Annotated in this window: 23 protein-coding genes; 7 read left to right on the forward strand and 16 right to left on the reverse strand. The window is 66.3% G+C overall.

The features are described from left to right. Positions 1 to 98 precede the first annotated feature (98 nt). Positions 99 to 596, forward strand: a complete 498-nt coding sequence (locus NMI01S_RS34385) for an SDR family NAD(P)-dependent oxidoreductase (RefSeq protein WP_084513328.1) — start codon at positions 99 to 101, stop codon at positions 594 to 596. Between the two features lie 882 nt (positions 597 to 1478). Here NMI01S_RS34385 and NMI01S_RS34390 read toward each other — a convergent pair. Next, positions 1479 to 2012, reverse strand: a complete 534-nt coding sequence (locus NMI01S_RS34390) for a DUF3558 domain-containing protein (RefSeq protein WP_157126395.1) — start codon at positions 2010 to 2012, stop codon at positions 1479 to 1481. Between the two features lie 270 nt (positions 2013 to 2282). Continuing rightward, the gene (locus NMI01S_RS34395) at positions 2283 to 2714 is read right to left on the reverse strand and encodes an oxygenase MpaB family protein (RefSeq protein ID WP_245717051.1); all 432 of its coding nucleotides are present in this window, start codon (positions 2712 to 2714) and stop codon (positions 2283 to 2285) included. A gap of 7 nt (positions 2715 to 2721) precedes the next feature. On the opposite strand from NMI01S_RS34395, the gene NMI01S_RS27330 reads away from it, so the two are divergent. Beyond that, positions 2722 to 3552, forward strand: a complete 831-nt coding sequence (locus NMI01S_RS27330; protein ID WP_063001589.1) for an alpha/beta fold hydrolase — start codon at positions 2722 to 2724, stop codon at positions 3550 to 3552. 173 nt (positions 3553 to 3725) lie between these two features. Then, on the forward strand, positions 3726 to 3947 hold the full coding sequence (locus NMI01S_RS27335; RefSeq protein WP_157126396.1) for a hypothetical protein: 222 nt from the start codon (positions 3726 to 3728) through the stop codon (positions 3945 to 3947). 57 nt (positions 3948 to 4004) lie between these two features. Here the strand turns inward: NMI01S_RS27335 and NMI01S_RS27340 are convergent, their stop codons facing one another. Further along, the gene (locus NMI01S_RS27340) at positions 4005 to 4328 is read right to left on the reverse strand and encodes a hypothetical protein (RefSeq protein WP_157126397.1); all 324 of its coding nucleotides are present in this window, start codon (positions 4326 to 4328) and stop codon (positions 4005 to 4007) included. On the opposite strand from NMI01S_RS27340, the gene NMI01S_RS34400 reads away from it, so the two are divergent. From NMI01S_RS34400 to NMI01S_RS27350, 3 genes are all read left to right on the forward strand, one after another. Continuing rightward, on the forward strand, positions 4303 to 4539 hold the full coding sequence (locus tag NMI01S_RS34400; RefSeq protein ID WP_084513332.1) for a flavin reductase family protein: 237 nt from the start codon (positions 4303 to 4305) through the stop codon (positions 4537 to 4539). The two genes, NMI01S_RS27340 and NMI01S_RS34400, sit on opposite strands and share 26 nt — an antisense overlap. Positions 4540 to 4614: 75 nt before the next feature. Then, positions 4615 to 5409 (forward strand): enoyl-CoA hydratase-related protein, encoded by a 795-nt coding sequence (locus NMI01S_RS27345; protein ID WP_063001592.1) that lies wholly within the window; start codon positions 4615 to 4617, stop codon positions 5407 to 5409. Positions 5410 to 5488: 79 nt separating this feature from the next. After that, the gene (locus tag NMI01S_RS27350; RefSeq protein ID WP_063001593.1) at positions 5489 to 6385 is read left to right on the forward strand and encodes an SDR family oxidoreductase; all 897 of its coding nucleotides are present in this window, start codon (positions 5489 to 5491) and stop codon (positions 6383 to 6385) included. A 157-nt stretch (positions 6386 to 6542) separates the two neighbouring features. Here NMI01S_RS27350 and NMI01S_RS27355 read toward each other — a convergent pair whose 3' ends face one another. Genes NMI01S_RS27355 through NMI01S_RS27375 form a run of 5 tightly spaced genes read right to left on the reverse strand, consistent with a single transcriptional unit; the run spans position 6543 to position 11119 of the window. Next, positions 6543 to 7565 (reverse strand): Rv3169 family protein, encoded by a 1023-nt coding sequence (locus tag NMI01S_RS27355; protein WP_063001594.1) that lies wholly within the window; start codon positions 7563 to 7565, stop codon positions 6543 to 6545. A gap of 40 nt (positions 7566 to 7605) precedes the next feature. After that, complete coding sequence (locus NMI01S_RS27360) at positions 7606 to 8646, reverse strand: phosphotransferase family protein (protein WP_063001717.1); 1041 nt, start codon at positions 8644 to 8646, stop codon at positions 7606 to 7608. A gap of 8 nt (positions 8647 to 8654) precedes the next feature. Further along, positions 8655 to 9467 (reverse strand): enoyl-CoA hydratase/isomerase family protein, encoded by an 813-nt coding sequence (locus NMI01S_RS27365; RefSeq protein WP_063001595.1) that lies wholly within the window; start codon positions 9465 to 9467, stop codon positions 8655 to 8657. 30 nt (positions 9468 to 9497) lie between these two features. Further along, positions 9498 to 10307: an enoyl-CoA hydratase/isomerase family protein gene (locus NMI01S_RS27370; RefSeq protein ID WP_063001596.1), complete on the reverse strand. Its 810-nt coding sequence runs from the start codon at positions 10305 to 10307 to the stop codon at positions 9498 to 9500. A 29-nt stretch (positions 10308 to 10336) separates the two neighbouring features. Continuing rightward, a complete protein-coding gene (locus tag NMI01S_RS27375) occupies positions 10337 to 11119 on the reverse strand; it encodes an enoyl-CoA hydratase/isomerase family protein (RefSeq protein ID WP_063001597.1) in 783 nt (260 codons plus the stop codon). 257 nt (positions 11120 to 11376) lie between these two features. Here NMI01S_RS27375 and NMI01S_RS27380 point away from each other — a divergent pair, with 257 nt between their 5' ends. Next, positions 11377 to 12093, forward strand: coding sequence for a FadR/GntR family transcriptional regulator (locus NMI01S_RS27380; protein ID WP_063001598.1), 717 nt, complete (start codon positions 11377 to 11379; stop codon positions 12091 to 12093). Here NMI01S_RS27380 and NMI01S_RS27385 read toward each other — a convergent pair. From NMI01S_RS27385 to NMI01S_RS27420, 8 genes are all read right to left on the reverse strand, one after another. Beyond that, complete coding sequence (locus tag NMI01S_RS27385) at positions 12051 to 13151, reverse strand: LLM class flavin-dependent oxidoreductase (protein WP_063001599.1); 1101 nt, start codon at positions 13149 to 13151, stop codon at positions 12051 to 12053. The genes NMI01S_RS27380 and NMI01S_RS27385 overlap by 43 nt on opposite strands. A gap of 21 nt (positions 13152 to 13172) precedes the next feature. Beyond that, positions 13173 to 14015 carry a 1,4-dihydroxy-2-naphthoyl-CoA synthase gene (gene menB / locus NMI01S_RS27390; protein ID WP_063001718.1) on the reverse strand — a complete coding sequence of 281 codons (843 nt, stop codon included), beginning with the start codon at positions 14013 to 14015 and terminating at the stop codon, positions 13173 to 13175. Between the two features lie 8 nt (positions 14016 to 14023). After that, the gene (locus tag NMI01S_RS27395; protein ID WP_063001600.1) at positions 14024 to 14782 is read right to left on the reverse strand and encodes an SDR family NAD(P)-dependent oxidoreductase; all 759 of its coding nucleotides are present in this window, start codon (positions 14780 to 14782) and stop codon (positions 14024 to 14026) included. Between the two features lie 52 nt (positions 14783 to 14834). Continuing rightward, positions 14835 to 16064, reverse strand: a complete 1230-nt coding sequence (locus NMI01S_RS27400) for an acetyl-CoA hydrolase/transferase family protein (RefSeq protein ID WP_063001601.1) — start codon at positions 16062 to 16064, stop codon at positions 14835 to 14837. After that, entirely contained in the window at positions 16064 to 17263 is a 1200-nt protein-coding gene (locus tag NMI01S_RS27405; RefSeq protein ID WP_063001602.1) for a thiolase family protein, read from the reverse strand. Before NMI01S_RS27405 ends, NMI01S_RS27400 begins: the two co-directional genes overlap by 1 nt. 1 nt (position 17264) lies before the next feature. Then, positions 17265 to 18062 (reverse strand): SDR family NAD(P)-dependent oxidoreductase, encoded by a 798-nt coding sequence (locus NMI01S_RS27410; RefSeq protein WP_063001603.1) that lies wholly within the window; start codon positions 18060 to 18062, stop codon positions 17265 to 17267. Further along, the gene (locus NMI01S_RS27415) at positions 18062 to 19228 is read right to left on the reverse strand and encodes an acyl-CoA dehydrogenase family protein (protein ID WP_063001604.1); all 1167 of its coding nucleotides are present in this window, start codon (positions 19226 to 19228) and stop codon (positions 18062 to 18064) included. Before NMI01S_RS27415 ends, NMI01S_RS27410 begins: the two co-directional genes overlap by 1 nt. A 62-nt stretch (positions 19229 to 19290) precedes the next feature. Continuing rightward, positions 19291 to 20358, reverse strand: coding sequence for an acyl-CoA dehydrogenase family protein (locus tag NMI01S_RS27420; RefSeq protein WP_063001605.1), 1068 nt, complete (start codon positions 20356 to 20358; stop codon positions 19291 to 19293). Positions 20359 to 20367: the final 9 nt, after the last annotated feature.

The raw sequence follows: 20367 nt of genomic DNA on the forward strand, positions 1-20367 counted from the left end.
GTGCGTTCCGCACATGTCCCAGAATGCGACAACGCAGGACCGGCCTGAACGCCCTACCGTTGCTCGATCAGGTTCCCCAGAAAAGGAGTTGATCCGGTATGCCGTTCGAGCACAAAGTGGCGTTGGTGACGGGCGGAGCATCCGGTATCGGCAGAGCCACCGCCCTGCAGCTCGCGGAACGTGGCGTTCGCGTCGTCGTTACCGACGTCGATGCGGCAGGAGGCAAAGACGTTGTCGCATCGATCGAGAGCGCCGGCGGAACCGGAATCTTCATCGAAGCAGACGTCCGTGACGAACAGGCCGTCGAGAGCCTGGTAGGCCGGGCCATCGAAACATATGGCGGCCTGCACTTGGCCTTCTCCGATACCCGCCGGCGCGGCCCCGCAGGGTCGGCCGACGCGGCGTCACCATTCGGTGGCGCATCTTTCGGCATTACAGTCTCCGCCTTTCTCGAAAACCGCTGCCGCCCTTGGCCATGTGACCGGCTTTCCCGGCCTCGGACTACTACGGCGGCTCCGCCCCACCCGGCCCGTTCGACGGTCGGTGCGTCTATCCCCGCGCGGCGCTACCGGATCGCGCGCCACCGGGGAGTCTGACCGGGCGGTTCCCGTGTTCACTGTGTTTCGCTCGATGAAGTAGAAGCCCAACTGTGTCCCTGCGGCATCGCCACAAGTACGCCGTAGACATTCCCCGTGGCCTCCGGACCGGCTTTCGTAAACCGACCCAGGAGTTCCCCAACCACCGCGAAAGTGATGGGTGCGCACCGCTTCCTGCCCAGATCCGCCAGGTTCGAGCAGGCGGCACATAAAGGGACGTAACAACGTCGGTTCCTCGCGTACTCCTCTTCATCCCGTTCGCCGGACCCGCCCCATCTGGCAGTACTGGCCACGTCCCGGCTTTGTCAGGGCTGCTCCCACCCTCCCCGGCACCACCCGGATCAGGCTGCCCTCAACTCCGCCGACCTGCTACGACAGGCCGACGACGAAGGTCTCTCACCTCCATTCGAAACACAGCGCCTCACGGCGCAAACGAAGTCTGTGCCAGATCCCGGGTTCGCGTGCCGTTGACACGGGCGGATAAATCGCGGACTCAATTGCTTAGATACGCATATTGCCGTAAGAAGATAGTCACCGGCCTTGCGAGCAACATGACAATGTCCGACAGTCAACCGGCCCACGAAACTTCACTCCACCATCGAAATCGCGGCCAGGATTGCCAATTCTCGCTCGGCGCAAAGGGTCTGCCTACCACTGTCCATGTCGAAGACACACGAGCTCTGCGCCACACTCCTATTTCGAAAGCGACCACCCCCGGTGGACCGTCCACACTCGCCAGCGACGAATCGACCGGGCGCCGATTGCCGTCGGTGAGCGACCCGCCAGTAGGTAAGGCGCGCGAAGTCGAGGGATAAGGGTGCCGATGGTCCGAACGCATCGAACTGCTCGACGGTCGAAGTCGGTGCAGCTCGAAAGATGCAACTACTTCGGGAAGACCGGTACGAGGGTTTCGCCGTCGCGAACGAGAATCGGACAGGGATCCGGTGGGTTGTCCGGTATCAGGCTGCTGCCCACTTCAAGCTGGACGGCTCCCATTCGGGTGGGGAAAACGACATCGCAACGGAGGTCCTTCGACGCGCCCGCAACTCGATATTGTCGACCGCTACGGCCGGCAATTGCGACATCAGCGAAATCGATATTACCTTCTTTGCGCTCGAATTCTCCCACTGTGTGAATGGTGGTATACACAGTGAGGGAATAGTCCCGTCCGCGCCACGAACAAATCTTCCATTGCGACTGATCGATCCCACCGATCCCGTGCTCCTTACTCGACACATCGAGCCCCAAACCCGCGACCAAATCGTCAGAGATCTTCTTACACGGGTCCCAGAGCAGGGCCGTCGCAGCCTTGAAGTCGGTGGTAGAGGCTGGAGCAGGTACTCCCGTAATCGTCGATGAGCACCCCGCCAAACCCATTGCCGCACATACGACCGCCGCCGCACCATACCGCCGCATCCCACTCCCCTTCACCCCGTCACAGCTCCCCACGCACTATAAGGCCCAATCCTTCGCCGCGGCTTTCAGCCCCTGGGCGTGACGATTACGGGACGTCATCCACCTGGGCGGCAGACCCCGAGGAAGTCGCATCATCACGAGGCCCGTTCGGGAATCGACTCCGACTCCGGCGGCACCACTGTTGGTAACACGTGCTCGAAATCGAGTGCGATGACGCGCGACGGTCCCACGACGGCGAAGTCTTCTGTGATCAGAGTGTCGACTCGATCGTTACCGCGACCCTGCGGTGAGCTCGGAGGCTGGCCGGCGCTGGTGAAGCTTGCTCGAAGCGCGCGCTGATGGCACATACCGCAATCTGCTCGGCGCCAGGGGTGCCGCGAGACGGAGTCCGGCCGTGTAGGTACCGAATGTGGCGCGGTCTCCAGAGCATGCCACCACACCGAACAGCTCCCGCGCACGCGGGTGCTGTAACTCGCGAGCCACCGCGGACGGCAGCAGCCTCGGAACCCAGGCGTTCGGCCGCAGCACCACCGGCATGAACTTCCGCGACGCCGGAGTAGGGCGAAGACGAGTACCGCAGGCGTGCTCGAAATAGTCCACGAACTCGGCCCACGTCGGCGGAACCGGGCGCGCGGAGATCCCGTACCGCAGGTACCACTCGCAGCACTGCTCGTACAGAACCTCGTGCTCACGGTCGGACATCGGTGAAATGAACGTATTGATCGCTACGACAAGGGTTTCCACGTATGTCGCATGCGGCTACCCCGAGAGCCACCGTATGTGGCGCAAGGTGGCCGGCGAACTCGCCGAGCGGTTCACCGTGGTCGTCACAGACCTGCGGGGATACGGCGACAGCGAGGCTCCGGAGCCGGACCCCGAGCACCGGACCTACGCCAAGCGCGCCAGCGCCCGCGACCAGGTCGCGGTGATGGAAGCACTCGGCCACGAGCGCTTCGCGGTGGCCGGGCACGACCGCGGGGCGCGCGTCGTCCATCGGATGGCGCTGGATTCGCCCGAGCGGCTCAGCCGCGCCGCCGTCCTCGACATCGTGCCCACCCCGCACGTCTTCGAGACCATGGACGGCCACCGTGCCCGCAGCTACTGGCACTGGTTCTTCCTCATCCAGGAGGCCGGGCTGCCTGAGCGGCTGATCGGCGCCGATCCGGAGTACTTCCTGCGCCGGATTTTCGGCAACTTCGCCGAAGGCGGCGACGTGGTGGACGACGAGGCCTTCGCCGCCTACCTGCAGGCCTGGCGGGATCCGGCGAAGCTCGCCGCGTCGTGCGAGGACTACCGAGCGGGCGCGTCGGCGGATCTGGCAGACCATGCAGCGGACACCGCCCGGATCCGGTGCCCGCTGCTGGTGCTGTGGGGCGCCGACGGCGCCCTGGCCCGCCTGTACGACGACCCGTTAGCCGTCTGGTCACAGTGGGCCGACGACGTCCGCGGCCATGCGGTGCCCGGCGGTCACTTCCTGCCCGAGGAGTCGCCTCGCGAAACCGTCGACGCCCTCCTCAGCTTCTTCACCGCACCGACCTGACCGAACTCCGCCGCTGACAACCGGCTCCGAGCCGGAGAATCCGGGAGGTGATCCACATATTCTCTCCGACAACCCCTTCAGAGAAGGACACACATTCCGCGCCTAACGGCTCGTTAGCGAGTTCACCGCATCCGGACGAACCCGACCGCTGGCTCACGCTCGTGGTCGAGGGTATGACGTTCAACTTCGTCGCCTGTCGCAGCGCGGCATCGGTCTTCGTGCGCGACCTGAGGCGGCACTGCCTCGCCGACGAGGTACGGATCGCCGAAATCGGGCCGGCCGAGGTGCCGCGCCTGCCCATCGAACGCCTCTTTCTGGATCCCGTACGGACGGCTCTCCCGCTTCTCGGCGAGGAACCGGCGGGGACACCGACGAGGCAGCCGGAAGGACACTAACCAGGCGTGACCGCCAGATCGCCGTCCGGGTAGCGATTTGCGGCGCGCCATCGAGGGTCACGTGGGCTCGCGGATCAGGAACCGCAGCACAGCACCGTCAGTGACAATCTTCCATCCGTCCTGTTTGACGCCGGGTGCAGCAGGCTCCCCTCGCACTCTTCGCTGGCGGTCGTTCGGATCTCCGACATCGCCGCACGCCATGGCGGCGCGATCGATGAGCGGGCGGATCACCGAGCCCACGGGCGACACCCACCGACGGACGATCGCATGACCGACAACGTCGACACCCGAATCGGCTGCCTCGGCCTCTCCATAGAAGGACGTCGACCGGTTCGCAGCGGTCGACTGGGAGACGTTGCCGGAAGGCAGCGTCTTCATCAAGAAGTCCAGTGTGTGGCTCGAATGCTCGGTCTCCCCCGGGATCCCAGCCGGCGACCACACCATCGCCCTGCTCGAAATCCACGGGCTTCGTATGGGTTTCGAACGATCGCTCTCAGTTTTCCATGGGAGCCGGTTCAGGAGGCTCGCAGCCATCCAAGCCCCGAGAAGTCCTGGAAACGACCGTCCACCCTTGCGTGCGGAGCACCCATAAAGCTACTGTTGTGCAAATGGTCAGTCCTAATGACCACAAATTGGGTAGCTCACCACGGAAGGACACCGAAGTCTGATGGCCGAATTCACCGACATCACCTACGAGGTCGACAACGGGCTGGCTTGGATCACGATCAACCGCCCCGAGCGCTACAACGCGTTCCGGGCGCAGACCGTCGATGAGCTGGTCATGGCGTTCAAGCGCGCGTGGGCCAGCAGCGACGTCGGCGTCATCGCACTGACCGGCGCCGGCGACAAGGCGTTCTGCGCGGGCGGCGACCAGAAGCAGCGCATGGAGACCGGCGACTACGGTCCGTCGGCCAGCGGCCTGTTCGAGGTCGAGGCCCTGCACCGCGTCATTCGCGACGCCCCCAAGCCCGTCATCGCCGCCGTCAACGGGCTCGCGATCGGCGGTGGCCACGTGCTGCACGTGCTGTGCGACCTGACGATCGCCGCCGACACCGCCCAGTTCGGACAGAACGGACCGCGTGTGGGTTCCTTCGATGCCGGCCTCGGCTCCGGTTACCTGGCCCGCGTGGTCGGAGAGAAGCGTGCACGCGAGATCTGGTTCATGTTGCGGCGCTTGTCTGCGCAGGAGGCCTTGGAGTGGGGCCTGGTGAACAAGGTCGTACCGGCCGCCGACCTGAAGGCGGAGGTCCGGGCGTGGGCGGATCAGATGCTCGACTTCTCCCCGACCGCGCTCAAGGTTCTCAAGCAGTCGATGAACACCGACACCGAGCACTTCGTCAGCATCGGCACCATGGCCTACTCCACGCTGGCGATGTTCGGCGAGACCCCGGAGGCGCAGGAGGGTATCAACGCCTTCAACGAGAAGCGCAAGCCCGACTTCACGCCTTACCGGGGCAAGTGAGTTGCGGTTTCGACCGGAACAACGTGAGTTCCCGGCGGCTGCCGCACAGCCGCCGGCACGAACCGACGAGGTGCACTGAATGACCGACACGACCTTCGCACCGACACTGTTGTCGGGCAAGCGAATCCTGATCACCGGCGGCGGGACCGGGCTCGGCCGCGGCGTCGCCCGCCATCTGGTCGAGCACGGCGCCGAGGTGCACCTGTGGGGACGCCGTGACGCGGTGCTGGCCGAGGCCGCTGCCGAGGCCTCCACATCTCGCCCCGGGGCCGCCCACTACCAGACCGTCGACGTGCGCGACTACGACAGCGTGGACGCGACGATGGACCGGATCTGGTCCGAGCACGGCCCGCTGACGGGCGTGATCAACAACGCGGCCGCCAACTTCATCGCGCAGACCAAGGACCTCAGTCCCCGTGCGTTCCAAGCGATTACGAGCACGGTGATGAACGGCTCGTTCCACACCACGCACGCCGCCGGCAAGCGGTGGATCGCCGGCGGTCTCCCCGGAAGCGTCCTGTCCACACTCACGACCTGGGTCTGGACCGGCTCGGCCTTCGTCGTGCCGTCGGCGATGGCCAAGGCCGCGGTCCACGCCATGACCATGTCGCTGGCGGTCGAGTGGGCCAAATACGGCATTCGCGTGAATGCGCTTGCCCCTGGGCCCATTCCGACCGACTATGCCTGGGAGATGCTGAATCCGACCGACAAGTCGTCGGTCGGCGCCACCCAGGTCGACCAGATTCCGGCCGGGCGCAGCGGAACGATCGAAGAGCTGGCCAACCTCACGATGTTCCTGCTGTCGGACGCGTGTGACTACCTCACCGGGCAGACCATCGCCATGGACGGCGGGCAGATGCTCGCCGGCCCCGGCACCTTCGCCGGTCTGACGACTCTGACCGACGCCGACTGGCAGCAGATCAAGGAAACCAGCAAGGTGGCGTCGGAGTCCAGCAAGGCTCAACGAACCGTGTGAGTCCATCCGAGCTCACAGAGCTGAAGAGGGTGCGCATCCACAAGATGCGCACCCTCTTCGGTTATCCGAGCCGAGCAAAATGAAGCCGAGCAAAATGAAAAATGTCCCGACCCGTGACGGGTCGGGACATTCCTCGCGGTAACCGGCGCCGGGCCGATCAGATCGACGGGCGGTAGTGATACTTGTTGCTGCGCGTGAGAGCGAATTCGAAGATTCCCGACCCGCGGACGTCGCCGAGGATGAAGCCGCACAGTCGGTCGGTCAGTGCCGAGTCCAGCGAGCGCGGGGTCACCGAGCCGTCGAGACGATAGCGGTCGGATTCGATTCGGTCGGCCCCGGACGAAGTGCCGTGGTGGCCGCCGTATCCGGCGCCCGCCATGAAGCCGCCGCCAGCTCGCGCGTCGGCTTGCACGACGTAGTGCTCCCCCGCCGCGGTCTCGACCCGGATTTCCCCTTCGACCAGATCGAGATCCGGAGTGAACACCAGGGCGTGCCGGACATCGGTGATCGGATCGAGCCGGCCGCTTTCGTGCATCACGGCCCCCTCGAGGAGAAGCCGCTCGTGCGAACGGGTTTCGACCAGGAGGAAACCGATGGAGAAGTCCGGGAATTGGGCTTGATACCAGATGTGCAGGCCCTGTCCGCCCGCCATGGTGCGCACGCCGCGGGAGCGATCACGCTGCCCGTACCAGCCGTCCACCGAATGCCGGCGGCCGTCGATGGTCAGCGTGCCCTCGTAGCGACCGGACTGGAAGAGGTGGTCGAACGAGGTGCGCCCCGCCGACGCGTTCGTGACCGCGATCTCGCCGAACCAGGCGGGTGTGCGTGCCCGCCAGGTCAGATCGAATTCGGTGTCGATCTCGTTGGGCCCCAGCCGGAGTCGCCACGTTCGGTTCGGCTCGAGCACCTCGAATCGGAAAGGTCCGGAACCGTCCCGGTTCGTGGCGCCGAGCGGCCCCGAGTAGCGGAGGTTTCGCTGCTCGTGCTCGCCACTGACCACCACGAACCCGTCGACGGTTCCCTTGGGCGGGTAGATACCGAAGCCCATGATGACCGACGGTGCGGTGGCATCGACCGGGTGCGCGTTGAACATGAGCCGGTCGAAGAAGCCGTCCGGTAGATCGGTGACGTCGGGTCCGACCAGCGGATCCCAGAATGTGGTGCCGGATGTGTTCACCATGCGAACTCCTTGTGGTTCGGGCGCGAAGGCCGTGCAGCGCCTATACTTCGGCGCCGACTCCCGCCAGTCCGGCGGCGCGGCGCGCGTCGTCGAGGAAGCTCCGCACCAGCGCGGGGTCGGAGTAGTAGGGGTCGCCGATCCCGTCCAGAACGCGCCGGCGACTGTATTCGTACAGCACCGCCAGCTTCCACAGCGCCAGCGTCGTATACCAGGCGAGAGTGTCGAGATCGCGGCCGGTGCGCGCACTGTAGCGCTGCGCCAGTTGGTCTTTGGACGGATATCCGGGTTCGAGCATCGCGGCGCTCAGCTGTGCGGTCGGGTTTATCGGGCGGCCCGGCTCGGGAACCGTCGCCAGCAGATAACCGACGTCGAGCAACGGATCGCCGATCGTGGCGAGCTCCCAGTCGAGGACGGCCGCGACCCGGCCCGGCGCGGTGGGCGCGAGGACGACATTGCCGATCCGGAAATCGCAATGGATCAGCGTCGCGCCCGATTCCGGCGGGATGTTCGCCTGTAACCAGGCGTCCACGTCGGCAAACTCCGCCGGCGGATTCCCCTCGTCGTCGGCGACCAGGCGGCGCATCCGTTGCAGATGCCGGGCATTGAATCCCTCGGGCCGGCCCATGCGGTCCAAACCCACCGCGCGCCAATCCACTTCGTGCAGATCGGCCAGCGTGTCGATCATGCTGTGACCGACGGCCCGTCGTTGCTCGGGCGCGTCGAGCGGCGCGGGCGTGCGGGTGGTCACCACTGGGCCGGGGGCGAAGCTCATCACGTAGAACGGTACATCGAGCACCTCGCCCTCCTGCGCGACGGCGAGCACCTCCGGTACCGGCACCGTGGTCGGCGACAACGCCTGCAGCAGTGTCGCTTCGCGCAGCATGTCGTTGGCGCCAGGGGGAATCGGCGGTGGTGGCGGGCGCCGCACCACCACACTGGTGGTGCCGTCGCTGACCAGGAAGGTCAGATTCGAATGGCCGTCACCGATCGCCTTCGTGGTGATCGATCCGGATACGATTCCGCGACCTGCCAAGAACTCCGCCAACGCGTTTCGTGTTTCGCGGTCCCACTCCCATGCCATCGCGAGGCTCACCGACCGGAGAACTGTGGTGCGCGCTTCTCCTTGAAGGCAGCCAGCGCTTCGGGCATGTCCTCGGTCCTGGTCAGCAGCGCCTGCCCGCGGTTCTCCAGTTCCAAAGCTGCCTCGTAGGAACCGATTTCGGCGTTGCGCTGGATGGCCCGCTTGGACATCCGCACCCCGCCGGGGGAGTTCTGCGCGATCACACGCGCCATCGTGAGCGCCTCGTCCAGCAATCGCTCCGACGGGATCACCTGGTTCACCAACCCGATGCGTAGTGCCTCGTCGGCCTCGAGAATGCGGGCGGTGTACCCTATCTCCGCCGCCCGCGCCGGGCCCACCAGGCGAGCCAGATTGAACGAGGTGCCGAGTTCACCGATCGACAGGCCGACCTTCACGAAGGCCGCGCTCATCTTGAGAGTCGGTGCCGCCAGGCGGATATCGGCGGCGAGCGCCAACGCCAGCCCGCCCCCGGTCGCGGGACCGTGGATCGCGGCGATCACGGGAAACGGGAGATGCCTGATGGATTGAATGCCACCGGTGGCGACCTCCTGGAACTTGAGGAATTCACGCACGCCCATCTCGGTGATCACGTGAATCTCGTCGAGGTCGAAGCCGGCACAGAAGGCGCGCTCACCGGCGCCGGTGACGATGAGCGCGCGCAACCGGCTGTCGCGCAGCGCCCGCCCGGCTGCCAGATATTCGTGGAACATCCGCACGGTCTGGGAGTTCATGCGCTCCGGACGATTGATTCGCAGGATGCCGATTCCGGGCTCGGCCTCCTCGAAGGTCAGTGTCTGCAGATCGGGAAAATCGATGGTCATGTGGGCCTCGCCTCGTCGTGTCCAGCCGTGCTATTTGCCCTGGAAAACGGGCGCGCGCTTGTCCTTGAAGGCGTTGAGCGCCTCGGTCATGTCCGGACTGCGCGTCAGCAGCGCCTGTCCGCGGTTCTCCAGCTCGATCGCCGCGGCATAGGAGCCGACCTCGAGATTGGCTTGCAGGGCGCGTTTGGACAGCTGCACACCGCCCGGCGAGTTCGCAACGATCTGTTCGGCGAGGGCGAGCGCATCGGCTACGACATCGCCGGCGCTGACCGAATTCACCATGCCCAGCTCGCCCGCTTCGGTCGCGTCGACAACCCGTCCGGTGAAACAGATTTCGCTGGTCTTCGCGGGTCCGATCAATCGGGTCAGCAGCCAGGATGTGCCCAGATCACCGGCGGAGAGCCCGATGCGAACGAATGCGGCGTTGAATTTGGCCGCGGCGCCGGCCAGGCGGATATCTGCGGCGAGCGCCAACGCCAGACCACCACCGGCGGCCGGACCGTTCACCGCGGCGATGACTGGGACCCGCAGGGAACGAATCGCGGTGAGTGCGCGTGCGGCACGTTCCTGCTGATCCAGCATGCCCAGCGCACCGAGGTTCGGGAGATCGTCGGCATCAGCGAGGTCGTATCCCGAGCAGAACGCCTTGCCCGCGCCGGTGAGCACGAGCACGCGGCATGAGTCCTCGGTTTCGAGGCCCCAGGCCAGTTGCTCGAGTTCGACGAACATGGTGTTGGTCATCGCGTTGTAGCGATCGGGCCGGTTCAGCGTGACCACGACGATGCCCGGTTTCACCTCCTCGGCGAGGAGGGTTTCGAAACGGTGTTCCAGGGTTTTCATCTGGACTCCTAACGTGAGCGGCCGGGCGATCAGCGGAACTGCGGCTTGCGCTTGCCGACGAAGGCGCTGATTCCCTCGGCGGCCTCCCCGTCCTCGAACAGCGCCTGGATCTGCTCGACCTCGTACCGGGCGCCCTCGGCCAGAGGCAGGTCGAAGGCCGCGTCCACGGTGCGGACCACCGACAGCTGGGCCGGCAGCGAGGGGCCGAGCAGTTCGCGCGCGAAGTCCAGCGCCGCCGCGGTGGCGTCGCCATCGGTGAGGCGGTCGACCAGGCCGATCCGGTAGGCCTCCTCGGCGGCCACCTGGCGGGCGGTCAGCATGATGTCCAGCGCTCGTCCTCTGCCGACGAGTCGCGGAAGTCGTTGCGTCCCACCGGCTCCCGGGATCAGCCCGAGTTTGACCTCCGGCAGCCCGAACCGGCCGCCGGGGCCGGCGACCCGCAGCGTGCACGCCATCGCGAGTTCGAGACCGCCGCCGAGGGCGACCCCGTCTACCGCGGCGACCGACAGCCACGGTGAGGCGGCGAGGCGATCGTTGACCGCACGCATCCGATCGCCGTACGCGGTGAACGTCTCGGCGTCGATCGTCGACAGGTGTTTGATGTCCGCGCCCGCCGCGAAGAATCCGGGCAGCGCGGATCCGATGACCATGACCTTGACGTCACCGGCCTTCTCGGCGGCATCCATGGCGAGGTGCATCCCGTCCAGCAGCGGAATGCCCAGCGCGTTGGCCGGCGGCCGCCGCAGCGTCACCGCCGTGATTCCGGGTTCGACCGTCTCCCAGGTCACCACATCCTGCGCCCGCTCTGCCACGTCGTCCTCGCATTCAGCACATCGTCGACACCGCTGCGGCCGACTTCCTCTTCATTGGAAGCTATCCACCACACCGCACCAAGTCAACCATTATTTTGGTACGACCAAATTACCTAACCGTTTCCAGCCACGCAAACTCGCATGGCAGGACTCTTTACTGATAGATTAGGTACGACCAAATACACAGAAGGTAGGTAACTATGCCCGAGTCGCCCTCGTCGAGCACGGTTGCGCGACACCCGGTTCAGTTGCAGCCGATGCAGGTCCCCAAGGCCTCCGACGTTCTTGCCAACGACCTGCGCGAGCGCATCCTTCGCGGCGAGTTCCCGTCGGGTACCGCATTGCCGCCCGAGCGCGAGTTGGTCACCCAGACGCAGATGAGCCGGACCACCGTCCGGGAGGCACTGCGCATTCTCGAGGTGCAAGGGCTTGTCGTCATCAAGACCGGCCGCTCCGGCGGCGCGTTCGTCCAGCAGCCCGGAGGCGCCTCGGTGGCCTCGTCGGTGAGCCTGCTCATCCGCGGGCAGCAGCTGCGCTTGTCCGACCTGCTGGAAACCCGCGAAACCATCGAGCCCGCGTGCGCCGGCCTGGCGGCGAAGTACCGCACCGACGACGACATCGCCGCGCTCGACGCCGCGAACGCCAAGCTGGGCGATCTCGACATCCCGCTCGAGGAATTCCTGCGGGCCAACGTCGACTGGCACCTCGCGGTCGCGGTCGCCAGCCACAACGAACTGCTGACCGGGTTCATGACCGCGCTGGCGAACGCCATCTACAGCTCGACGGAGAACACCGCGTTCGTCGACGACGAGGTGCGCAAAACCACCTACAAGGCGCACAAGACGATCACCGACGCCATCCGCGCCGGCGACCCGGCGGTGGCGACGCGGCGGATGAGTAAGCACGTCCACGGGTACGCCGAGGCCGTCGTTCAGGTCGAGGAACGCACCGAGATCGAGCTGCGCGAAGCCTGAGGCCCCCGCGTCACACCGCTACCGTGTGCGAGATGGGTGCGCAGGCCGGCCAGTATCTCGGCATTGATCGCCCGGGTTTCGTGATCGCTGAGTCCCCACGGGGGCGCGATCAAGTCGAGGTGATCGAAGCCGTCCGGAATCGCCGCCAGCGCCGCCGGGAACTCGGCCGGGCGGCAGGCGATGGCGATGGTGTCGATCATGTCGTCGGTGACAGCGCTGATCAGCGCCTCGCTGTCGCGGTCGCGGGCCGCCTCGCGAATCCGCTGTTGCGCGGCGCTCCAGCCGTGCAGCGCGAAGAGGCGATCGTAGACCCGCGATGCCGCGTATTGGCCGATCGCGTACGCCGCTTGCCGCCGGGCCAGCTCGACATCGTCGTTGATCGCGCACATCCGGATACCCATGATGGTGACCTCGGCCGGATCGCGGCCCGATAACGCCGCGCCGGTGGCGATTTCGTCCGCGACCGGGCCGCGGACGTACTCGGCGGTGTACATCGGATGGCCGACGAGCCCGTCGGCGAGCTCGCCGGCCGTCCGCAGCATCAGCTTGTTCACCCCCGCGATCCAGATCGGGATCCCCGGCCGGATCGGTTCCGGCACCTCCGAGGTGGGGGCAATGTGCACGTGGTAGAAGCGCCCGTCGTGATGGACCGGGCCCTCGTGCAGGCGCCACAGCGCCTTCAGCACGGTGAGCAGTTCGGCCATCCGGGCGGCCGGCGCTTCACCGGAGACACCGTGCCAAGCCTCCATCATTGTCGGCGTTCCGTTGCCGATGCCGAGAATGATTCGGCCACCGGACAATTCGTCGAGGTCCCGCGCTTCGGCCGCCCACATCAGCGGGCTGCGGCCCACCCCGTAGGCGATATTCGAACCGATGCGGATGGTGCTGGTGCCGGCGGCGAGCGCGGCCATCGGCACGGTGGCCGAGCGGCTGTACAGCTCACTTGTCCACACCGCCGTACAACCGATGTCCTCCGCCTCGCGCGCCAATTCGGTCATGGTCGCGAACCGCTGTGGTCCGCGGCCGACGCCGAAGGCATTGACCCCGAACGTCGTCATCTCGGTGATCCTCTCGCTCTGTCAGGCCCGGCGCGGAAACCGATCGAACTCCGGCCGCCGCTTGGCTTTGAACGCCTCCCGGCCTTCCTTCGCCTCCTCGGTGGCGTAGAACAGCAGATTGGTGTCGTGTGCGAGCTGCTGAATTCCGGCCAGGCCGTCCTCGGCAGCGTGGAAACTCGCCTTCATCAGCCGCAACGCCATCGGTGACAGTTCCATCATCCGCCGGCACCACGCGAGCGTCTCCGACTCCAGGTCGGCGAGGGGCACGACGGTGTTGACCAGGCCCATCTCCAGCGCCTGCGCGGCGTCGTACTGACGGCAGAGAAACCAGATCTCCTTGGCCTTACGCACACCGACCATATCGGCCAGCAGTCCGGCGCCGAATCCGCCGTCGAACGAGCCGACCTTCGGCCCGACCTGACCGAGACGCGCATTGTCGGCGGCGATGGTCAGATCACAGACGATCTGCAACACGTGCCCACCACCGACGGCGTAACCGGCGACCATGGCGACGACCGGTTTCGGCAACCGGCGAATCTGCACCTGCAGATCCGTCACGTGGAAGCGGCCCACCGCGCCCGGATTCTCCGGATCGGTGAGATAGCCCGTATCGCCGCGCACGCGCTGATCGCCGCCGGAGCAGAATGCCTTGTCGCCCTCTCCGGTGAGGACGATGACTCCGATCGACGGATCCTCGCGGGCATGGGTGAGCGCGTCGGAGATCTCCACCAGGGTCTGCGGCCGAAAAGCGTTGTGTACCCCCGGCCGGCAGATGGTGATCTTCGCGATGCCGTCCGCGGTCCGTGAGTAGTCGACGTCCTCGTAACGACGGACTGTCGACCACTCCCCCGTGGTACCGCCCACCGCGGTCCTCACGCCATGGTCAGGCCGCCACTGACCGACAGGGTCTGGCCGGTGATGTAACCGGTCTCGTCGGAGGCGAAGAACGCGACGGCCGCGGCGATATCCGAGGGCAGCGCCAGCCGCTTCATCGGCACCGCGCGGGTCATACCGCCCAGCACCTTGTCCGCATCCTGACCGGAGTTGTTCGCGAATTTACGCAATGCCGGGGTGTCGGTCGGCCCGGGGCACACGGTGTTGACCGTGACGCCCTTCGTGGCCACCTCGCGGGCAAGGGTCTTGGTGAAGGCGATGATGCCGCCCTTGGCGCCCGAGTACACGGCCTCGAGCGACGACCCGACCCGGCCCGCGTCGGAACCGATATTGATCACCCGGCCGAAGCCGCGCTCGATCATACCCGGAACCACGGTGTGGTTGACGCGCAGCGCACCCTTGAAGTTGATGTCGAGGATCTTGTCCCAGAACGCTTCGTCGGTGTCGAGGAACTTCATGAAGTCGTCCCAGCCGGCGTTGTTGACGGCGATCTCGACCGGTCCGAAATTGTCGGTGACCTGCTGCACCGCGGCCTTCACCGAATCGGTGTCGGTGACGTCGATCGGCACCGCGATCGCCTGGCCGCCGGCGGAAACGATTTCCTTCGCGGTCTGCTGTGCCACTTCGTGATTGAGATCGGCGACGGCGACGCGGAAGCCGGCCTCGCCGAGTTTGCGCGAGATACCCTCGCCGATTCCCTGGGCGCCGCCGGTGACGAGCGCTACGCGATTGCTCATGGGTGTCGATTCCTTTCGATGACAGACGTTCGATCACAGTTGTTCGATGACCTCAGGACGCCAGGCGCGCCGCGCTCGCGAGTTCGTCGCGAAACTCCGGAGCGGCGATATTGATCAAGCGGCGTCGGCGCTCCGCCAGCGGTTGCCCGCGCAGATGGGCGACACCGTGCTCGGTGACGACGCAGTCGACGTCGGCGCGCGCGGTGGTGACCACACCTTCGTCGAGAGCGAATTTGATCGACGAGCGTCCGCGCATGGTCGAGCGCAGCGCGATGATCGATCGTTTCCCGGTCAGCGCGGCGGCGCGGGCGAAGTCGACCTGGCCGCCCACCGCGCCCAGATAGGTGCCGCGGCTCATCTCCGCGCCGACCTGCCCGGTCAGGTCCACTTCGATCGCGAAGTTGACCGCGACGAGCGCGTCGAGCTGCGACAGCACCTGCGGCGCATGGGTATAGCTGGTCGGCCGGAACCGGGCGGGCAGTTCGGCGATCCGCGCGTACATGTCGGCCGAGCCCAAAGCGGTTCCGGCTACCGACAATCCGGTATCGATCGGCTTGCGCCCGCCGGTGATCACGCCCTTGTCGATGAGCGTCAGCACTCCGTCGGTGATCATGCCGGTGTGCACGCCGAGATCGCGGTGACCGGCCAGCGCGTCGAAGACGGCCGCCCCGAGGGAACCGATGCCCACCTGAAGGGTGTCGCCGTCGTCGACCAATCCGGCGATATGTGCCGCGATGACGCGGTCGGCCTCGCCGGCGGGACGGCGTGCCTCCTGCTGCAGCGGACGGTCGGTCTCACATGTGGCCGCGAAGCGGCTCAACGGGATTCGTGGTGAACCGGGCACGGCGGGCATCTGCTTGTTGATCTCCGCGAACAGCAGCGGCGTATGGCCGATCGCGTCGGCCATGTAGTCGACGCCGATACCCAGCGAGCACATGCCGTCGCGGTCCGGCGGTGATACCTGCACCAGTCCGGCATCGCACGGCAGCCGGTGCTCGGCGAACATCCGGGGCAGTGCCGAATAGTGACACGGCACGACCTCGAGCTGGTCGGTGGCGCCGAGCTCACGCAACGCGCCCAAGCCACCGTAGGAGACCATCGTGTCGGTCGGCGAGATCGCTTGTGCCAGTTGGTCGTTCCAGCTCAATCCGGTAAACAGGCGCAGCGGCCCGAGTTCGGGAGCCTGGGCGAGCAGCTGATCGACGAGCGGGCGTGGCTCGGCCGCGGCCTGGCTCCACCACACCCCCATATCCCGCCGCAGCAGCCCGCCGAAGTCGACCATCAGTTCTCCCGCTCGATGAGCGTTCCGGTGCCCAGCCCGCCGCCGCAGCACATGGTCACCAGGCCGAGCCGGCTGTCGCGGCGTTCCATCTCCGCGAGAATGGTCGCGATCAACCGAGATCCGGTGGCGCCCACCGCATGTCCCAGCGCGATCGCGCCGCCGTTGACGTTGACACGGTCCATATCGGGCTTCAACTCCCGCTGCCAGGCGAGCACGACGGAGGAGAACGCCTCGTTCACTTCGAACAGATCGATATCGGCGACCGTCAGGCCGTTGCGCTCCAGCAGTTTGTGCGTCGCCGGGATCGGGCCGGTCAGCATGATGATCGGATCCACCCCGACGGTGGTCTGGTCCGCGATCCGCGCGCGGACACGCAAGCCGTGCCGCTGCGCGGCCTCGCGCGTGCACAGCAGCACCGCCGCCGCACTGTCGCAGATGGGACTCGAGGTGCCGGCGGTGATCCGGCCGTTCTCGCTGCGGAAGACCGGTTTCAGCGTGCCCAGCGTCTCGAGCGAGGTTCCCGGCCGGACGGTCTGGTCGCCGGTGCGGATCTCACCGTCGAGTTCCAGCCTCACCATCTCGTGGTCGAATCGGCCGGCGGCGATGGCCTCGGTGGCCAGAGCGTGCGACCGTACCGCGAATTCGTCCATCTCGGTGCGCGAGATGTCCCAGCGTTCGGCGATCAGTTCCGCACTCTCGCCCTGGGTGACGAAGTCGTAGCGCTCGCGCAGCGCGGCAGGCCAGGGGTCACCGTAGAGTTCGCTGATCTTGGCGGGCGAATTCATCGGCACATGTCCCATATGCTCGACGCCGCCCGCGATCACGATGTCGTGCACGCCCGAAGACACCAGGGCCGCGGCGAAATTCACGGCGGTCTGCGCGGATCCGCAGCGACGATCCAGTGTGGTCGCCGAAACCTCGGCCGGATAGCCGGCCTGCAGCCACGCATTGCGGCCGATATTGCGGGACTGCTCACCGAACGGGGCCGTGCACCCGATGACCAGATCCTCCACCGCCGCCGGGTCCAGGCCGGTGCGTCCGATCAGGTCCTGATAGCAGGACGCCAACATCGCATTGGGATGGATATCGCGGAACCATCCCTTCTCCGGATGCGATTTGCCGATCGGGGTGCGTACCGCCTCGGCGATGACAACCTCGCGCCCCGACGTCGCGAACGGACCGGATACTCGTGCACTCATCTCAGATCACCGTTCCGCCGTCGACCGGCAGCACCTGGCCGGTGATGTAGCCGGCCGCTCTCGAGGCCAGGAATACGAAGGTGGGCGCGATCTCGTCGGGATAGGCCCAGCGGCCCAGGGGAATTCGCGCCAGTGTCTTCGCGGCGAGTTTCTCATTGCTGCGGATGTTCTCGGTCATCGCGGTCGCCGCGAGCGGCGCCACCGCGTTCACGGTGATCGACTGCTTGGCCAGCTCGCGGGCCAGTGATTTGGTGAGCCCGACGATGGCGGCCTTGGCGGCGCCGTAGTTCGCCTGCCCGATCGTTCCGGTCAATCCCGCGGCGGAGGTCACGTTGATGATGCGGCCGGTTCCGTCCTGGGCGAGGTAATCCAGCGCCGCGTGGCTGCAGTGATAGCTACCCATGAGGTGAGTGTCGAGCACCTTGCGGAAGCGGTCCTCGTCCATCTTGGGGAACATCGCGGGTGCGATCACCCCGGCGTTGTTCACCAGGATGTTGAGCTTTCCGTTGCCGAGGCGGGCAGCTGCGGCGACCGCGTCGCGGGCGTTGTCACCATCGCAGACATCCAGCGTGAACGGCTCCGCGGCGCCGCCGGCCTTCGTGATGCGCTCGCTCACCGCGGCGGCCGCGTCCTTGTTGATATCGGTCACCAGGACCGAGGCTCCCGCCACGGCGAATGCCTCGGCGACGGCTGCTCCCACACCACCGCCCGCGCCGGTCACCAGAGCGGTACGGCCGTCGAGGCCGAACACCTCGATACCGGGTGCGGCGGTGGGGGTTTCGACTGGCTGGTCGGTCATCAGTAGCTCCTCGGGAGGCCGAGCACGTGGGAACCCAGGAAGTTCAGGATCATCTCCTGACTGATGGGTGCGATGCGGGTCAGACGCGCTTCGCGGAAGTAGCGGGCCACGTTGTACTCTTCGGAGTAGCCCATGCCGCCGTGGGTCTGCAGGGCACGGTCGGCCGCTTCGAAACCCGCGTCGGCGCACAGGTATTTGGCGGTGTTGGCCTCGCGGCCGCACGATTTGCCGTTGTCGTAGAGCCAGGTGGCTTTGCGCAGCATCAGTTCCGCCGCGTCGAGGCGGGCGAGCGAGTCGGCGAGGGGGAACTGGATGCCCTGGTTCTTGCCGATCTGGCGGCCGAACACCTCACGGTCGTTGCCGTAGCGCACACCGGCGCGCAGCGCGGCCCGCCCGATTCCCAGCGCTTCGGCCGCGACCAGCATCCGTTCGGGATTGAGCCCGTCGAGGATGTAGGTGAAACCTTTACCCTCTTCGCCGACCCGGTCCTCGACGGGAATCTCGAGATTGTCGATGAACAGCTCGTTGGAGGTCACCGCATTGCGGCCCATCTTCTTGATGGGCCGGATGTCCACCCGGTCGCGATCGAGATCGGTGAGAAACAGCGTCATGCCGTCGGTTTTGCGCGGCGAATCCTCGAACTTCTGGGTGCGGGTCAGCAGCAGAATCTTCTCCGACTCCACCGCCTTGGAAATCCAGACCTTGCGCCCGTTGACGATGTATTTGTCGCCCTCGCGCCGGGCGAAGGTGGTGATCTTCGTGGTGTCGAGGCCGGCGCCCGGTTCGGTCACACCGAAGCACACGTGCAGATCGCCGCTCACGATGCGTGGCAGCGTGCGCTGCTTGAGCTCTTCGCTGCCGTGCACGATCACCGGATGCATACCGAAGATCGACAGGTGCATCGAACTGGCGCCGTTCATCCCGGCACCGGAGGCGGCCACCTGTTCCAGCAGAATCGAGGCCTCGGTGATGCCGTATCCATGTCCGCCGTACTCCTCGGGCGTGGTGATCCCCAGCCAGCCGCCCTGGGCGAACGCGTTGTAGAACTCCGTCGGGAATTCGTGCTTCTCGTCCTTCTCCTGCCAGTACTGGTCGTCGAACTTGGCCGCCAGTTCGGCGACCGCGTCGCGAATCGTGACCTGATCCTCTGTCAGTTGGAAATCCACGCCCGTACTCCATCCATCAATTAAGCCAACTATACCAATGGACTGACCAAAAATTGCAAGTGTCAGCCCTGCCGGACCGGCTCGTCCAGCAGCGCCGCCGCGATGCGCTCGTTCCAGACCAGCGGCGGGCCGAACAGCGTGCGGTCGAGTTTGGCGCGCTTGTAGAACAGGTGCAGATCGTGTTCCCAGGTGTATCCGATCGCGCCGTGCACGGTGAGTGCCGATTCCGCGAGGTCGGCCACCGTCCCGGTCACCTGAGCCTTGGCGACCGCGGCGATGGTCGCGGCGTCGTCGATTCCCGCGTCGAGCGCGGCCGCGGCGTACAGCGCTGTCGAGTACGACGCCTCCACCGTTACCAGCATCTGCGCCGCCGCATGCTTGACCGCCTGGAACGAGCCGATGAACTGCCCGAATTGCTTGCGCTGCTTGCTGTATTCGACGGCGAGTTCGAGCATGCGCTCGGCGCTGCCCAGCGCATCGGCGGCCACCAGCACCCCGGCCAGCGTCGTGATCCGCGACAGCGACGCCTCGTCCGCGGGAACGGTGTCGAGGATCGGTGCGCCGGTGAACTCGACGGTGGCCGCGTCGCGCGAACGGTCGAGCAGACGGTCTTCTCCGATAACGGCACTGGCGGCCGAAACACGCGCTAAGCCGAGCCCTTCCGGTCCTGTCACCGGTACAACGAACACATCTGTCCCGCGGGCGCCGACGACGTGGCGGACGGTCCCGGTGAGCCTCCCGCCCTGCGCGACCAGCGGCTCGAAGGCCGGTACACGGTCGGCACTGATTGCCAGGGTGAATCGCTTCGCGCCGGCGAGCTGGTCGCCCAGTTCCTGCCGGGTGAGCGACGGCGCGACGAGGGCGGCCGCCAGCCACCGCGAGTCGGGCACCGCCGCGCGGCCGAATTCCCTTGCGGTTAAGGCCAACTCGAGGACCCCGCCACCCTGTCCCGAGACTTCCTCGGGGTAGCCGACACCCCACCAGCCCTCTTTGATCAGAGCTTCGGTGAACCGATCCGGATCCTCGCCGGCCTGCAGTTTCCGCACGGCCTCGGTCGGGAATTTCGCCGTGAGCCACTCGCGCAGGGATGCGGCGAACAGTTCCTGTTCCTCGGACAGTTCCCAATGCATCGCTTGCTC

Source organism: Nocardia mikamii NBRC 108933, assembly GCF_001613505.1.
GTDB classification, from domain to species: domain Bacteria; phylum Actinomycetota; class Actinomycetes; order Mycobacteriales; family Mycobacteriaceae; genus Nocardia; species Nocardia mikamii.

Coding starts and splice junctions, on each gene's coding strand:
- NMI01S_RS27410 (WP_063001603.1), bottom strand. CDS start 18,062: ATGACCGACCAGCCAGTCGAAACCCCCACCGCCGCACCCGGTATCGAG.
- NMI01S_RS27385 (WP_063001599.1), bottom strand. CDS start 13,151: ATGACGACGTTCGGGGTCAATGCCTTCGGCGTCGGCCGCGGACCACAG.
- NMI01S_RS34390 (WP_157126395.1), bottom strand. CDS start 2,012: ATGCGGCGGTATGGTGCGGCGGCGGTCGTATGTGCGGCAATGGGTTTG.
- NMI01S_RS27420 (WP_063001605.1), bottom strand. CDS start 20,358: ATGCATTGGGAACTGTCCGAGGAACAGGAACTGTTCGCCGCATCCCTG.
- NMI01S_RS27400 (WP_063001601.1), bottom strand. CDS start 16,064: ATGGTCGACTTCGGCGGGCTGCTGCGGCGGGATATGGGGGTGTGGTGG.
- NMI01S_RS27360 (WP_063001717.1), bottom strand. CDS start 8,646: ATGGCATGGGAGTGGGACCGCGAAACACGAAACGCGTTGGCGGAGTTC.
- NMI01S_RS27370 (WP_063001596.1), bottom strand. CDS start 10,307: ATGAAAACCCTGGAACACCGTTTCGAAACCCTCCTCGCCGAGGAGGTG.
- NMI01S_RS27345 (WP_063001592.1), top strand. CDS start 4,615: ATGGCCGAATTCACCGACATCACCTACGAGGTCGACAACGGGCTGGCT.
- NMI01S_RS27330 (WP_063001589.1), top strand. CDS start 2,722: ATGAACGTATTGATCGCTACGACAAGGGTTTCCACGTATGTCGCATGC.
- NMI01S_RS27355 (WP_063001594.1), bottom strand. CDS start 7,565: ATGGTGAACACATCCGGCACCACATTCTGGGATCCGCTGGTCGGACCC.
- NMI01S_RS27335 (WP_157126396.1), top strand. CDS start 3,726: ATGACGTTCAACTTCGTCGCCTGTCGCAGCGCGGCATCGGTCTTCGTG.
- NMI01S_RS27350 (WP_063001593.1), top strand. CDS start 5,489: ATGACCGACACGACCTTCGCACCGACACTGTTGTCGGGCAAGCGAATC.
- NMI01S_RS27365 (WP_063001595.1), bottom strand. CDS start 9,467: ATGACCATCGATTTTCCCGATCTGCAGACACTGACCTTCGAGGAGGCC.
- NMI01S_RS27395 (WP_063001600.1), bottom strand. CDS start 14,782: ATGAGCAATCGCGTAGCGCTCGTCACCGGCGGCGCCCAGGGAATCGGC.
- NMI01S_RS27405 (WP_063001602.1), bottom strand. CDS start 17,263: ATGAGTGCACGAGTATCCGGTCCGTTCGCGACGTCGGGGCGCGAGGTT.
- NMI01S_RS34385 (WP_084513328.1), top strand. CDS start 99: ATGCCGTTCGAGCACAAAGTGGCGTTGGTGACGGGCGGAGCATCCGGT.
- NMI01S_RS34395 (WP_245717051.1), bottom strand. CDS start 2,714: ATGTCCGACCGTGAGCACGAGGTTCTGTACGAGCAGTGCTGCGAGTGG.
- NMI01S_RS27380 (WP_063001598.1), top strand. CDS start 11,377: ATGCAGGTCCCCAAGGCCTCCGACGTTCTTGCCAACGACCTGCGCGAG.